The sequence below is a fragment of the Pseudoalteromonas sp. Angola-7 genome, from assembly GCF_028599255.1.
Classification (GTDB): Bacteria; Pseudomonadota; Gammaproteobacteria; order Enterobacterales; family Alteromonadaceae; genus Pseudoalteromonas; species Pseudoalteromonas atlantica.
This window is the reverse complement of record NZ_JAQREL010000006.1, coordinates 125510-139506: the sequence shown is the minus strand read 5'-3', so window position 1 is coordinate 139506 and position 13997 is coordinate 125510. Positions and strand designations below refer to the sequence as shown.

At 41.0% G+C, this 13997-nt stretch carries 12 protein-coding genes; 10 read left to right on the top strand and 2 right to left on the bottom strand.

Going from position 1 to position 13997, the window contains the following annotated elements:
• Positions 1–25: 25 nt before the first annotated feature.
• Positions 26–2206 (bottom strand): M4 family metallopeptidase, encoded by a 2181-nt coding sequence (locus tag PSH50_RS10540; RefSeq protein ID WP_273586360.1) that lies wholly within the window; start codon positions 2204–2206, stop codon positions 26–28.
• Positions 2207–2699: 493 nt separating this feature from the next.
• Here PSH50_RS10540 and PSH50_RS10535 point away from each other — a divergent pair, with 493 nt between their 5' ends.
• Positions 2700–3983: a sodium:proton antiporter gene (locus PSH50_RS10535; RefSeq protein ID WP_273586359.1), complete on the top strand. Its 1284-nt coding sequence runs from the start codon at positions 2700–2702 to the stop codon at positions 3981–3983.
• Positions 3984–4116: 133 nt separating this feature from the next.
• Positions 4117–6054: a cytochrome c/FTR1 family iron permease gene (locus PSH50_RS10530; protein ID WP_273586358.1), complete on the top strand. Its 1938-nt coding sequence runs from the start codon at positions 4117–4119 to the stop codon at positions 6052–6054.
• Positions 6055–6111: 57 nt separating this feature from the next.
• On the opposite strand, the gene PSH50_RS10525 is transcribed toward PSH50_RS10530, so the two are convergent.
• The gene (locus PSH50_RS10525) at positions 6112–6360 is read right to left on the bottom strand and encodes a hypothetical protein (protein WP_273586357.1); all 249 of its coding nucleotides are present in this window, start codon (positions 6358–6360) and stop codon (positions 6112–6114) included.
• 435 nt (positions 6361–6795) lie between these two features.
• On the opposite strand from PSH50_RS10525, the gene hisG reads away from it, so the two are divergent.
• From hisG to hisIE, 8 genes are read left to right on the top strand one after another with little or no spacing between them, the layout of a single operon-like run.
• Positions 6796–7695: an ATP phosphoribosyltransferase gene (hisG, locus tag PSH50_RS10520; RefSeq protein ID WP_004586378.1), complete on the top strand. Its 900-nt coding sequence runs from the start codon at positions 6796–6798 to the stop codon at positions 7693–7695.
• Between the two features lie 5 nt (positions 7696–7700).
• Entirely contained in the window at positions 7701–9002 is a 1302-nt protein-coding gene (gene hisD, locus PSH50_RS10515; protein ID WP_273609616.1) for a histidinol dehydrogenase, read from the top strand.
• The gene (hisC, locus tag PSH50_RS10510) at positions 8992–10101 is read left to right on the top strand and encodes a histidinol-phosphate transaminase (RefSeq protein WP_273609615.1); all 1110 of its coding nucleotides are present in this window, start codon (positions 8992–8994) and stop codon (positions 10099–10101) included. The genes hisD and hisC overlap by 11 nt, the downstream gene beginning before the upstream one ends.
• Positions 10098–11159, top strand: a complete 1062-nt coding sequence (hisB, locus tag PSH50_RS10505; RefSeq protein WP_273609614.1) for a bifunctional histidinol-phosphatase/imidazoleglycerol-phosphate dehydratase HisB — start codon at positions 10098–10100, stop codon at positions 11157–11159. The genes hisC and hisB overlap by 4 nt, the downstream gene beginning before the upstream one ends.
• Positions 11156–11746, top strand: coding sequence for an imidazole glycerol phosphate synthase subunit HisH (gene hisH, locus PSH50_RS10500; RefSeq protein WP_004586382.1), 591 nt, complete (start codon positions 11156–11158; stop codon positions 11744–11746). Before hisB ends, hisH begins: the two co-directional genes overlap by 4 nt.
• A gap of 33 nt (positions 11747–11779) precedes the next feature.
• Complete coding sequence (locus tag PSH50_RS10495; RefSeq protein ID WP_004586383.1) at positions 11780–12514, top strand: 1-(5-phosphoribosyl)-5-[(5-phosphoribosylamino)methylideneamino] imidazole-4-carboxamide isomerase; 735 nt, start codon at positions 11780–11782, stop codon at positions 12512–12514.
• Positions 12496–13275: an imidazole glycerol phosphate synthase subunit HisF gene (gene hisF / locus PSH50_RS10490; protein WP_273586354.1), complete on the top strand. Its 780-nt coding sequence runs from the start codon at positions 12496–12498 to the stop codon at positions 13273–13275. The genes PSH50_RS10495 and hisF overlap by 19 nt, the downstream gene beginning before the upstream one ends.
• Positions 13266–13880 (top strand): bifunctional phosphoribosyl-AMP cyclohydrolase/phosphoribosyl-ATP diphosphatase HisIE, encoded by a 615-nt coding sequence (hisIE, locus tag PSH50_RS10485; protein WP_010556207.1) that lies wholly within the window; start codon positions 13266–13268, stop codon positions 13878–13880. The genes hisF and hisIE overlap by 10 nt, the downstream gene beginning before the upstream one ends.
• Positions 13881–13997 lie beyond the last annotated feature (117 nt).

Genomic DNA, 13997 nt, shown 5'->3' with positions numbered 1-13997 from the left:
GGCACTAGGCCCCTGGTATCAATGTTTAATTAGCAGACACACTCAGTGTTACTCCGCTTGCATTACTGTACCCTCTTAAATCTAGGTACCAGGTACCTGATTGTGGGTTATCAAACGAACACGTTTCACTGTTGCCATTTTTATAAGGTCTACACAAATAAGTTGACGTACTCGACGCCGAACCATAATTTACATAAAGATCGGCATCGCCACTTCCACCAGAAATAGTAACGGTTAAATTACTATAGCCCGCTCCTAAGTCTTGAGTAAATCGAGCCCAGCTATTAGTTGAAACACTAATATTAGACTCGGTTCTGTTAATCGGTGTGACGCCTCCTGTTGAATTGTTAAAACTCCCAGTAAGCGATACATCAGCTATAGCATTCCATGCTTCTACCATTACATAGTAGGTGCCTGCTTGGACGTTCGAAATACTGCAATTTTCGGTGCTTGAAGAGGTGGTACTTTTACAGTCATACGTATTCAGTGTGGGTTTACTTCCAAACATTACATATAAATCTGCATCGCCCGAGCCACCAGCGGTATTAAACTCAAGATCTGTTGCCCCCGCTGGTACATCGAGTGTAAAAAACATCTGCGCTTTTGCAGAGCCGCTGATCCCCGTACGTGCTACTTTATTTGTTAACGCCTCATCCGTAGGCACAGGCGTGCTCGAGCAATCGCTCCCTGCACTTAGGTTTGAACTAACTCCCACTGCGGCCAATGCAGCTTGTACATCGCTTGGGTTGTAATTTAAGTCACACGCAGCGTCCATAACGCCGTTACCAGCTAAATCCCAATTTGTACTCGCACTCCAATAAAGCTGATTCGCACGCGCCATGACTACAAATGCTTTTTTAGTATCCCAGCCGGATGTAGTAGCAAGGTTATAAAATGCTTTGTTAAATACACCCGAGCTATAGTGCACATCCATGCCAGAGGTATAACTACCTTGATTATCTATAGAGCGTCCATCCTGTGATGGGTTATTCATATAGCGAAGCGCGCCATTGCCTTTAAAAATATCTTGTCCGACTAACCAATCGTTAGTGCCTTTCATGTAATACTCAGCCGCTTCACCAGCCATATCTGAAAAAGCTTCATTTAAGCCACCAGACTTACCGCTGTAAATTAAGCCAGAATTCTGTTCAGTAAAGCCATGGCTTACCTCATGCGCCGATACATCAAGGCTTACGAGAGGGTAAAAAGTGCTTTGCCCGTCACCAAAGGTCATTGCACTGCCATCCCAAAATGCATTTTCATAATTACTTGAATAATGTACGCGCATTTTTAACTGAAAACTTAGCGGTGGCGATCCCACCCAGTCGTTATACATATTAAAAATAACGTTACCAAAATAATGAGCATCGTTAAGCGGCGAATAAGCCCCATTTATCTCTTTTACTGTATTCTCTGGGCAAGTAAATGAATGGGCAGCAGAGCCACTTGTGCCGCCATTGAGATTTATAGTTCTTACATTGGCATTATCCATAACACAGGTGTTACCAGATTGAGACACATCTAGGTTGCTAAAGTCAGTACCGTAAATGTATTTACCTGTTTTGAGATTCCCCCCTGGTCCCGTAGCATCAGCATGTTGTAAGTTATCGTAGCTGAGCAAAACCTCACCGGTATTAGCATCGATTATTTGATAAGGACGTGATGGCGATTTGCCGTAGGTTACATACGATACTTCGTACACCAAATGCGCCTTACTTTGTTGATCAACCCAAATCGCTAATCTTGATTTCTCATTGTGTTTTTTTAAGCCTATAGTTTTTGCAGCTATGCCTACATTTTGGCTATGGAGCATGGCTTGTTTTACAGATAATTTAGCACTTACATCGTTTATATCGCCTTCAATATCGTACACCGCAGCGCCATGGGCTTTTTTAAGCATGCCATTTTTAAATGTAAGGCTTAAAGTGTCACCAATTACTGGTAAACCTTGATATGTTTGCTGATAACGACGAGTTACTTCACCGTTATTACTTATAAACTCTTTTAATACAACTAACTCGTTCCTTACACTTAACCCAATCAAGTCTTTAGGGCTAGTAGATAAAATGGATGCCGAATTTGATTGCATCATGTTATTTAAAGCCGTTTGTTGATTTAGGTATTTCTTGTTCGCAGCTACTGCATCTGTTGCTTGAACCAAGGTTAAAGCAGCAAAAGTTGCTAATGTGATTTTTGATAAATTCACGTTTACGCTCCGTCAAAGTATTTAGTTTGTAGTGGATTTGTATTAACCGGAACAACTTGTACCCGATTAGGGATCAAGCTTATGTTAAAAATTTGAGTTATGAAAATTAAACATTTAATTTACAAGTAAAGTATTAGGAAACGTAAGAACAACAGAAATTACAGTAGGTTAAAAAACACACAAAATCAGTAAAACCTTAAACAGATACAAATTGTATACATATATTTACACTATTACCCCCGCAAAATAGCCGCGTTTACTTTATTCAATTAACAGCATTAATTAGCCATTAAGTTGCCTAGGCAACTTTGTATTAATCTCTTCATTACAAGCAATAACACCAGTAAATTTGCATTAACTATATGTCTCCTAAAGACATAAAAAAAGTGCTAAAAGCCCCATAAATACTGTGACACAGCCTAGTCACAGGAGTAATATACGGCTCGTTTAATTCGCTCTTTTTTGTTCTCTAAAATAAATTTAAGGTTAGCCAATGAATGCTTGGTATCTCATTTGTTTTCTCTCTGCTATCGCAATTTTTATTGCTTATGCAAACCAGTATGTTCTTAAAATGCAAACAACGATTGCTATAACAACAGGCTCGGTTGTTATATCGTTGTTATTAATTATTTCAGTTAAGTTATTAGGCGATACAACTGCATTAGAAATGACGCAAATTGTAGCCAGTATTAATTTTAATGAATTGCTTTTAAAAGGCATGCTTGGATTTTTGTTATTTGCAGGTGCTTTAGAAATTAACCTTTTGGCACTGCGTAAACAACGATGGGAAATAACCGCTTTAGTTTTGTTCTCTACCGTAGTCTCTACTTTTTTAATTGGCTATTTAAGTTTTTATATTTTTGCCGCTCTTGGCTGGCCCGTCCCTTTTATTTATTGTTTACTTTTTGGCGCCTTAATAAGCCCAACCGATCCAATTGCTGTACTGGCAATTATTAAACAATTACGCGCCCCTGAAGGTATTTCGGTACAGGTAGAAGGCGAGTCTTTATTTAACGATGGTATTGGTTTGGTAATTTTTACTACGCTGTTTTCTGTTGCATTTTTTGGCACCGATGCCAACCCAGCCGACATTGCAGAGCTGTTTTTTGTTGATGCCATAGGCGGGATCCTGTTTGGCTTAGCAATGGCCCTTGTGGGTCACTTTTTAATTATTAACTGTAAAGATGTAAATATTCGCCTATTAATAACCTTAACCATTCCAACTGCGGGTTTTGCCGCTGCCAATGTATGGGAAATATCAGGTGCGCTTGCCATGGTAACCAGTGGTATTATTTTAGGTAATATTACTCGCGCAAAAGCGACCGAGCGCACAGGGCCTGAAAACACGCGCTATATTAAAGACTTTTGGCACGCCACCGACAGCTTTTTAAACGCTTTGTTGTTTTTGATTATTGGTATGCTGATTGTCACTATGCCAGTAACAATGGGTGAAATTGGCTTAGGCCTTGTTATGATCCCTGCTATTTTATTAGCACGTTTTATTAGTGTTGGTGCGCCATTTGTAATATTTAAGCGCTTTAAAAACTACGACAAACACAGCGTTAAAATTTTAACTTGGGGTGGTTTACGTGGCGGTTTAGCATTAGCTATGGCTGCAGCTATACCTCGTGATCAAGTATTTATATCAGGCAGCGATCTGCATGATTTAATCGTTATTGTGACCTATGTTGTGGTTATATTTTCTATTATTGTGCAAGGTTTAACTATCTCTCCTCTCATTCAAAGTAGTATTAAATCTGCCGAGCAAAATCACTAAGTTTTCTTTATTAAACCCGCAGTCTATTCACTGCGGGTTAGTTATTTATGGGGGATTATTTTTAGCACGGTTTTATTTATTTTAAGCGTAATAAAAATAGTTTTAATTTTAAATGTTTTTTATAGGGCTAATTATGTCCAGTAAGTATACAAGTGTTTTTTCGTTATTTTATGGCATTACACGTCGCCACGTTTTTCTCTTTCCTTTGTTCTTACTCACTTTTTTATGTTTTTCTGCTTTTGCCTCAACGCCTGCTGAGCAAGCTAAGATTAAACAAATATCACAACTTGCAGAGTACGTAGGGGTTGATTACGTTGGCGCGGTGCAAAAAGGCGAGGTAGTCAGTAGAGACGAATTTCAAGAAATGTCTGAGTTTGCAAATTTAATAAGCACGCTAGCCACACAGTTAAGCAGTGCTAATAATCAATACAGTCATATAAAAATACAAGCTGGCGCCTTACATAACGCCATTATAAATAAACAAAGCGTACAAAGTGTTCGTGCTGCGAGCTCAAAGCTTAGGGAGTCTTTGCTTGAATTTATGCCGCAGCTTTCTTTGCCTTCATCTTTATTACCCCTAAAACAAACAAAGGCACTTTTTTCAGAAAACTGCTCTATGTGCCATGGCATAAATGGACAAGGTGATGGACCACTTGCTAAAGGTTTAATACCACAGCCCATCAACTTTACGGATAAAGAGCGAGCCACAAATCGCACAATTATGGGATTATATGAAGCTGTATCCAATGGCATAGACGATACGCCAATGGTTGCTTTTAGCCAATTTAATGAGCAACAACGTTGGTCACTCGCCTTTTATGTAGGCAGTTTAGCTTTTCAAGATATAACTAAGCCGCAACACAATAACCAGACAATCAGCACTTCAGACATCATTAATCTTAACCCTGCGCAGCTTTCACAAAATAAATCCCCTGCCCAAGTTCAATTTATTAAGTGGCTTCGCGGTAATCCAGAACACTTATTTAAAAACAAAGCTGAGCCACTTAGCGTTGCACGCTCGCAACTTATTGCAGCGCAAAATGCACATGCTAATGGTGAATATAAAAAAGCCAGCGAACTGGCTATCAGTGCCTATTTAGATGGCTTTGAGCTGATAGAAAATAACTTAAATGCATACGATGAAAGCTTGCGTAAAAGCATTGAAGTACAATTGATGAACTTACGTAACACATTTAAAAATGAAAAAAGCACCGAGCTTGTCAGTGCGCAAGTTAATGCTGTACTTGCACAATTAACAAAAGCAAACAACCTACTTAATAACACCACAATCAGCGATGGCGCCTTGCTATCAGCCAGTTTAGTTATTTTGCTGCGCGAAGGCCTAGAGGCACTCTTAGTTGTTATTGCGCTAATGACCGTACTTATAAAAACCAAACGCCAAGATGCGCTTAAATACGTTCATATTGGCTGGGTAATGGCCCTCATAGCAGGTGGCTTAACATGGGCAGCAGCGCAAACATTAATACAAATAAGTGGTGCCAGCCGCGAAGTAATGGAAGGGATAGGCGCCCTATTTGCAGCTATTATTTTGCTATATGTTGGGGTATGGATGCACAGTAAAACCAGTGCTCAGCAGTGGCAGGCATATATTCAGCAAAATATTAATACGCGTTTAGAGTCTGGCACACTGTGGGGGCTCGCGGGCCTCTCGTTTATAGCGGTATATCGTGAAGTGTTCGAGACGGTATTATTTTATCAGTCGTTATTAACGCAAAGCTCGCAAGCACAGTATTCATCGGTTGCGATGGGCTTTGCATTGGGTGTGGTTTTATTAGCGCTTATTGCATGGGTGTTAGTTAAATATTCGATTAAGTTACCTATTGCTAAGTTTTTTGCGTATACAACTTATTTATTATTTGCACTTGCCTTTGTATTAATGGGTAAAGCTGTCATTGCATTACAAGAGGCTGATTTAGTCGCAATTAGTTCAATGCCGATAAACTTTGATATTGCACTACTGGGCTTAAAATCTACGTGGCAAGGCTTTATAGCGCAACTTACCGTAGCTGTTATATTTAGCTTTTACATTATTAAAGCTAAAAAACGCTAGCAAACACATCCTTAATAGTAAAAAGTTGTACGTGGCTTTTACTATTAAGGGTTTAGATCATGCCCATGTATCTAAATGTTTATTCCCTTCATCATCTACAGTAATTGCTTTTTCATTAGCTGCACTTGCACATTTCTTGCCCTGCGCCTGCGCTAATCTTTTTTTGTTGAGCGTCTGCTTTTTTTCATTTTCAAGCTTAATTTTTTGCGCTTGTGGCATATTTTGCACACCTGCAATATGAAATGTACTTTTTGGTTCAAGCTCTAACCGTGAAATTTTCCCTAAAAAAGGGATCATTATATCCATACTCCCCTCCTTAACTTGTTTATTAAAAATTAGATAAATTGACCAATAAAGCCCAATTTGCCTACAATTTAAACATTAAAACAACTAAAAATACTGTTTAGCTCTCAATATTATCGGCAGTTATAAGATATGCTTTAATTTGGTAAAAAAAAACTTGCCTAAGCTAGGCGGTTTATGTTTTTATGAATGCGAAATTTATTGAAACAGATTAAAGCTTAACGCTCACTAAATAGCGGTAAGTAAAATAGGATACAAAAATGCGCTTAAACCTGACAACAGTACATCATCACAACCATTCACCGGAATAACCTGTCAGGTCTTTCGCTGAGAGGTTATTCCTAAAAGGAACCTCTGGCGATTCAAAACACATTGATTCATTTTCGCCCTGAGGTTCCCCTCGGGGTTTTTAGTTTTTAAATTAAAGGAAAATGAATAATGAGTAACACAAATCGTCTACGTATCGCCATCCAAAAAGGCGGTCGCCTGTCTAAAGATTGTCAAGATTTACTAAAGCAACTAGGTGTTAAATTAAACCTACGTGAGCAACGCTTAATTGCACACTCAACCAATATGCCAATTGACGTACTTCGTGTGCGCGATGACGATATTCCGGGCTTAGTAATGGACGGTGTTTGTGATTTAGGTATTGTTGGCGAAAACGTACTAGTAGAAGTACAAGCCGAACGTGAACGCCAAGGTGTACCAAGCGAAGTTAGCAAACTAGCAAAACTAGACTTTGGTTACTGCCGCCTTGCACTTGCATGGCCACAAGAGCTTGGCCCACGTGATAAAAGCTGGTTTGAAGGCAAACGTATTGCAACAACCTACCCAGAAATATTAACGCAATGGTTAAAGCGCGAAGGCATTAATGCAAGCACTGTAATGCTTACAGGCTCAGTAGAAGTAGCCCCACGTGCCGGTCTTTCAGATGCAATTTGTGATTTAGTTTCTACCGGTGCAACGCTTGAAGCGAACGGCTTGATTCAAGGTGATACAATTTTAGAATCAAACGCGTGTTTAATTCAAAATAAAGACCTGCAAGATGAAGACAAACTAGCGCTAATCAATAAGCTTATGCCGCGCCTTCGTGGTGTTAAACAAGCTAAAGAAAGCAAATACATTATGCTACACGCGCCAAAAACTAAACTTGATGAAATTTGCGAAATTTTACCAGGCTCTGGCCAACCTACTCTACTTGCACTTGCTGGTAACGAAGAGTACGTAGCGCTTCACATGGTAAGCAGCGAAACATTATTTTGGGAAACAATGGAGCAGCTTAAAGCCCTAGGCGCTAACTCTATTTTAGTAATGCCAATTGAAAAAATGATGGAGTAAGTACCATGCTTCGTTGGAATGAGGAATCTTCACAAGTACAAGCAGCGGCGCTAATGCGCCCTGCGGTTTCTGCCAGCGCCAAGATTGAAGCTATATGCCAAACAATTATGAGCGATGTGAAAGAGCAAGGTGATAAAGCCTTACTTGATATGGCTAAAAAGTTTGATAATAGAGCTAACCCTCGTTTACGTGTACCGCTTGATGAAATAAACGCATCAGAGCAAGCACTAAGCGCAGAGCTTAAATACGCAATTGACACCGCTTATGCAAACGTTAAACGTTTTCACGAAGCGCAATTGCCTAAAGATATTAAGTTATCAACCCAACCTGGCGTTGAATGTGAACTGAAATATCAGGCCATCGAAGCTGTGGGTATTTATGTACCTGGTGGCAGTGCTCCACTGCCATCATCGGTTATTATGCAAGGTGTACTTGCACAATTAAGTGGTGCTAAAACCGTCGTACTTGCAACCCCTGTGCAAGGTGATGAAAGCATTAACCCTGCGATATTATATGCAGCTAAGTTATGTGGCATTACAACTTTAATTGAAAGCGGTGGCGCAGGTGCTATAGCCGCAATGGCCTACGGCACTGAATCAGTGCCTAAAGTGAACAAAATTTTTGGTCCAGGTAATAGCTTTGTAACGATGGCCAAACAGCTTGTTGCGCAAACAATTCCTGGTATGGCAATCGATATGCCGGCAGGCCCTTCTGAAGTACTAGTTATTGCAGATGAGCGTGCAAACCCAGAATTTATAGCGGCAGATTTACTCTCGCAAGCTGAGCACGGCGCAGACTCGCAAGTTATTTTATTGTGTAACAGCGAAAGTATCATTGAGCAAACGCAGCAGGCTCTTACACGTCAGCTTGTTAAATTAAGCCGCAAAGAGACAGCCGAGCAAGCTCTGGCTAATTCATCACTTATTTTAGTCGACTCTGTTGAGCAAGCATTTGACGTATCAGCGCAATATGGCCCTGAGCACTTAATTTTGCAATTAGCAGATTCAACACCTTACTTAGATAAAGTAAAAAATGCAGGCTCGGTATTTGTTGGCGACTACACGCCAGAATCAGCGGGAGATTACGCATCGGGTACTAACCACGTGCTACCTACCTACGGTTACAGTGCAACCTATTCAAGCTTAAACTTGCTTGATTTTTTCCGCACTTACACAGTACAAACTATAAGTAAAAGTGGCCTAACACAGCTATCAAAAGCTATTTTGCCACTAGCAGATGCAGAAGGCCTTGATGCACACGCAAATGCGGTTTCAATTCGTTTAGAGGCAATTAAAAATGAGCAATGAGAGCGCACAAGCGACTAGCTTATTACCACAAAATATTGCAGCTCTTGCTGCCTATAGCTCTGCTAAAAGTGAAAAGCTAACAGGGTCAACGTGGTTAAATGCCAATGAAAGCCCGTACGCTAAAAATATTGAACTGAGTATTGAAGATTTAAATCGCTACCCAGATCCACAGCCGCAATTGGTTATTGACCGCTACGCTGCGTATGCAGAGCTTGAAAGCGAAAACGTATTAATGACGCGCGGCGCTGATGAAGGCATTGAGCTTTTAGTACGCACCTACTGCGAACCTGCAAAAGACAGCATTGCGTTATTTTTGCCAACTTACGGTATGTACAAAGTAACCGCTGATACGCACAACGTAGCAATCAATGGTTTAACCCAAGCGCTATTACTTGATGGCAGTGTTGATGAAATAGTTGAGGCAGTGGGCAGCTCAAAATTGGTGTTTATTTGTAATCCAAATAACCCAACCGGTAGCATAACCCCCCTTGAAAAAGTAAAAGCAATTGCAACAGCGCTTACCGGTAAAGCTTTAGTTATTGTTGATGAAGCCTACATTGAGTTTTGCCCTGAGCAAAGTGCTACAGCGCTGATTAACGAATATATTAATGTAGTGGTACTGCGCACTTTATCTAAAGCGTTTGCGCTTGCAGGGCTAAGAACCGGTTTTACACTTGCACAAGAAACTGTACTTGCACCTATTCGCAAAGTGATTGCGCCGTATCCGGTATCGGGTGTGGTAGCAAGTATTGCAGCACAAGCCATAGCGCCTGATGCCATTACATCAATGCGCCGACAAGTAACTATTTTAAATAGTTTAAAAGCTAAACTTGTACAGTGGTTAAACGCATCTCCTGCTGCATTAAAAATTCTCACTGGTGAAGGTAACTTTGTTACCTTAAAATTAGCCGACAAAAACTACTTTAAAGTAGCACTTGAACAAGGCTTAGTGATGCGCGCGTTTACCCTATACGGTGAAGACGATTGGCTACGTATCTCCATTGGTAATGAGCAAGAACTTGAGCAAGTAAAAATTTGGTTAGATGGCCTTGATAAGCCAGCAACCTCACCTCTTTTATCAGGACAAGAAGTATCATGAGTAACCCCTATTTATTTATTGACCGTGACGGCACCATAATTGAAGAGCCAATCACCGACAAACAGGTAGACAGCCTAGAAAAATTAGCGTTTTTACCTGGTGTTATCCCGGCTTTATTACAGTTACAAGCCGCAGGGTACCGCTTAGTAATGGTATCTAATCAAGATGGCTTAGGCACAGACAGCTTCCCGACTGCTGACTTTGATATAGCACAAGATAAAATGATGGACATAATGCAAAGCCAAGGCATTAGCTTTGACGAGGTATTAATTTGTCCACACTTTGACGAGCAAAACTGTGATTGCCGTAAACCTAAAACAGGTTTATTAACTGAGCTTATGCGCTCTGGCAAGGTTGATTTAGCTCGCTCATACGTGATTGGCGATCGCCAAACAGATATTGGCCTTGCTCAAAACTTATGTTGTGAAGGCATTTTGTATGATGGCAGCTGGCCTGCCATTGTTACAAAGCTTACAACTGCCAATCGCGAAGGCCGTGTTACGCGTAACACCAAAGAAACCCAAATTGATGTAGCCATAAACCTAGATCAAACTAAAAACGGTAGCATTGAAACAGGCCTTGGCTTTTTTGATCACATGCTTGATCAAATTCGCACCCACGCCAACATTGGTTTAAACATTAAAGCGCAAGGCGATTTACACATAGACGAGCACCACCTTGTTGAAGACATAGGTATTGCCCTAGGTGTCGCGCTTAAACAAGCGCTGGGCACTAAATCGCAAATAGCGCGCTATGGTTTTGCACTGCCAATGGATGAGTGTAAAGCTGAAGCACAAATCGATTTATCGGGCCGCGCTTCATTTGTATTAAACGCTAACTTTAGCCGTGAAAAAGCCGGCGATTTAGACGTACAAATGGTTGAGCACTTTTTCAAAAGCTTAAGCGATAATGCCGCTATTAGCCTTATTCTATCGGTGAGCGACGGTAACTGTCATCACCAAGTAGAAGGCTTATTTAAAGCGTTTTCACGTGCCCTTCGTATGGCAGTAGCACAAGACACGACCCAACAAACAGCCAGCTCTAAGGGATGTTTATGATTGCCATAATTAATACCGGGTGTGCCAATATAAATTCAGTTCGTTTTGCCTTTGAACGCTTAGGTCAAACGCCAACAGTCATTACCTCGCCAGAGCAATTAGCCGGCTTTGAGCGTGCTATATTACCAGGCGTTGGACATGCATCTGTTGCCATGAAACGCCTTGTAGATAACGGCTGGCAACAAGCTATAAACGAATACCAGCGCCCTCTTATGGGAATTTGCTTAGGTATGCAGTTACTGTGCGAAAGCACCGAAGAAGGTAACGTACAATGCTTAGGTAAAATACCAGGCCAAGTAAAAGCCCTTGATGTTGGCAATTTAACATCGCCGCATATGGGTTGGAATAACTTAAGCGTAAATAAAGAGCATGCACTCACCAAAGGCTTAACGCAAGACGAGCAAGTGTACTTTGTACATAGCTTTGCGCACACCGTAAACGATGCAACACTTGTAAGCGGCGAATACGGCCAAACCTTTTCAGCCATTGTTGCAAAAGACAACTACGCTGGCATGCAATTTCACCCAGAGCGCAGTGCAAAAGTAGGCACACGTTTATTACAAAATTTTGTTGATTGGCAGTTATAAACGGCCCATTAACCAACAATAAAGAGATTATTTGTGATTATTCCAGCATTAGACGTATTACAAAATCAAATTGTTCGTTTATACCAAGGTAAGTACGACACCGCTCAGTTTTACCCTTTTGAGCTTGGCGCACGTTTAAAAGAATACGCCGACAGCGGCGCAGGTAAATTGCACCTTGTAGATTTAGAAGGCGCACGCGATCCAAGTAAAAAACAGTGGCAACATATCCAAGCTGCAACGAAAGCGCTTAACGTACCGTATCAAGTGGGCGGCGGTATTCGCTCAGAGCAAGATGTAAGCGATTGGCTAAAAGCCGGTGCTAACCAAGTTGTTATTGGTTCTATGGCGGTAGAAAAACGCGAGCAAGTAAAAGCCTGGATTGAACAATTTGGCGCCGAGCACTTTGTTATTGCCCTTGATGTAAATAAAACAGCCACGGGCTGGGCACCTGCTACGCACGGTTGGTTAAGTGAATCTGAATTTGGTTTACTTGAGCTTGTTGATTTTTATGTAAGCTTGGGCGTTATTGACTTTTTATGTACGGACATCAGTAAAGATGGCACCATGACTGGCCCATCGTTTGAGCTTTATGAAGATTTAACTCGCCATAACAGCAGCATTAAAGTGCAAGCTTCGGGTGGCGTAAGTTCACTTGATGACATTAAAAAGCTTAAAGAGCTTGGTGTAGGTGGCGTTATTTTAGGTAAGTCACTACTTGATGGCGCATTTAGTGTTGAGGAGGCGTTGGCATGTTATCAAAACGCATAATCCCGTGTTTAGATGTAAAAGACGGCCAAGTAGTAAAAGGCGTTAAATTTAAAGGCCACGAAATAGTGGGCGATATTTTAACAATGGCAAAAGCCTACAGCGATGCCGGCGCCGATGAACTGGTTTTTTATGAAATCAGCGCAAGTGTTGAAAAACGCCTACTTGATGTAAATTGGGTAGAGAGCATTGCCCGCCACATCGATATTCCATTTTGTGTGGCTGGCGGTATTAAATCGGTAGCTGATGCAGCACGTGTACTAGAGCGTGGCGCTGACAAAATAAGTATTAACAGCCCTGCTATTGCCCGCCCTGAGCTTATAAAAGAGCTACACGATGAATTTGGTAAGCAATGTGTTGTTGTAGGTATTGATAGCTTTTACGATGAAGTAACCGGTGAGTATTTAGTGTATCAATTAACCGGCGATCCTAATGCATCAAGCCGTACACGTTACAAAACCGAAGAATGGGTTAAACGCGTACAAGACTTAGGCGCAGGCGAAATTGTTTTAAACTGTATGAACCAAGATGGCGTACGAAACGGTTACGACAATGAGCAGCTAAGTAAAATTCGCGCATTATGTAATATTCCTTTAATCGCATCAGGCGGTGCAGGCAGTATGCAAGACTTTGTTGATGTGTTTAAACAAAGCGAAGTCGATGGCGCATTGGCAGCAAGCGTTTTTCACAAAAATGTGATTAACATTGGCGAATTAAAACAATTTTTAACCGATAACCAAGTGGCAGCAAGACTATGCAAGTAACACAACAAAACCAAACTCAAGTAGATTTTGCTAAAAGCGAAATGATCCCTGCGATTGTTCAAGATGCTCGCTCTGGTGTTATTTTAATGCAAGGCTTCATGAATAGCGAAGCACTAAAGGTAACGCTTGAAAGTAACAAAGTAACCTTTTACTCGCGTTCAAAGTCACGTTTATGGACCAAAGGTGAGTCATCAGAAAACTACTTAAACGTAGTATCGGTGCATACCGATTGTGACTACGACTCAATTTTAGTACTGGCTAACCCAGAAGGCCCAACATGTCACTTAGGCACACAAAGCTGCTTTGGTGATGATGCAAAACCTAGCCTAAGCTTTTTAGCGCAATTAGAAGATGTGATTGTTGAGCGTAAAAACGACGACCCAGCAAAAAGCTACACAGCTTCATTGTTTGCTAAAGACTTAAGCCGTAGCTGTCAAAAAGTAGGTGAAGAAGGCGTAGAAGTAGCGCTTGCTGCAATGAAACACGATAACGATGAGCTTACTAACGAATCGGCTGATTTAATTTACCACCTTACTGTATTACTACAACGCCAAGGCTTAGCCCTAGAAGACGTTGTAAAATGCCTGCAAGGTCGCCATAAATAATACAGCTGCTTTATTTTAGCACATTTACAGGCCCATATTTTATGGGCCTTTTTACGTTATGGTATTTATTTTTTTACATAGGTTGCGTATGGTGCAGCTTATCGAATTCTTTTAGCG

Bases quoted from the DNA above. Each gene is read 5' to 3' on its own strand.
- PSH50_RS10535 (WP_273586359.1), top strand. From the start codon at position 2,700: ATGAATGCTTGGTATCTCATTTGTTTTCTCTCTGCTATCGCAATTTTT.
- PSH50_RS10530 (WP_273586358.1), top strand. From the start codon at position 4,117: ATGTCCAGTAAGTATACAAGTGTTTTTTCGTTATTTTATGGCATTACA.
- PSH50_RS10525 (WP_273586357.1), bottom strand. From the start codon at position 6,360: ATGGATATAATGATCCCTTTTTTAGGGAAAATTTCACGGTTAGAGCTT.
- hisG (WP_004586378.1), top strand. From the start codon at position 6,796: ATGAGTAACACAAATCGTCTACGTATCGCCATCCAAAAAGGCGGTCGC.
- hisD (WP_273609616.1), top strand. From the start codon at position 7,701: ATGCTTCGTTGGAATGAGGAATCTTCACAAGTACAAGCAGCGGCGCTA.
- hisC (WP_273609615.1), top strand. From the start codon at position 8,992: ATGAGCAATGAGAGCGCACAAGCGACTAGCTTATTACCACAAAATATT.
- hisB (WP_273609614.1), top strand. From the start codon at position 10,098: ATGAGTAACCCCTATTTATTTATTGACCGTGACGGCACCATAATTGAA.
- hisH (WP_004586382.1), top strand. From the start codon at position 11,156: ATGATTGCCATAATTAATACCGGGTGTGCCAATATAAATTCAGTTCGT.
- hisF (WP_273586354.1), top strand. From the start codon at position 12,496: ATGTTATCAAAACGCATAATCCCGTGTTTAGATGTAAAAGACGGCCAA.
- hisIE (WP_010556207.1), top strand. From the start codon at position 13,266: ATGCAAGTAACACAACAAAACCAAACTCAAGTAGATTTTGCTAAAAGC.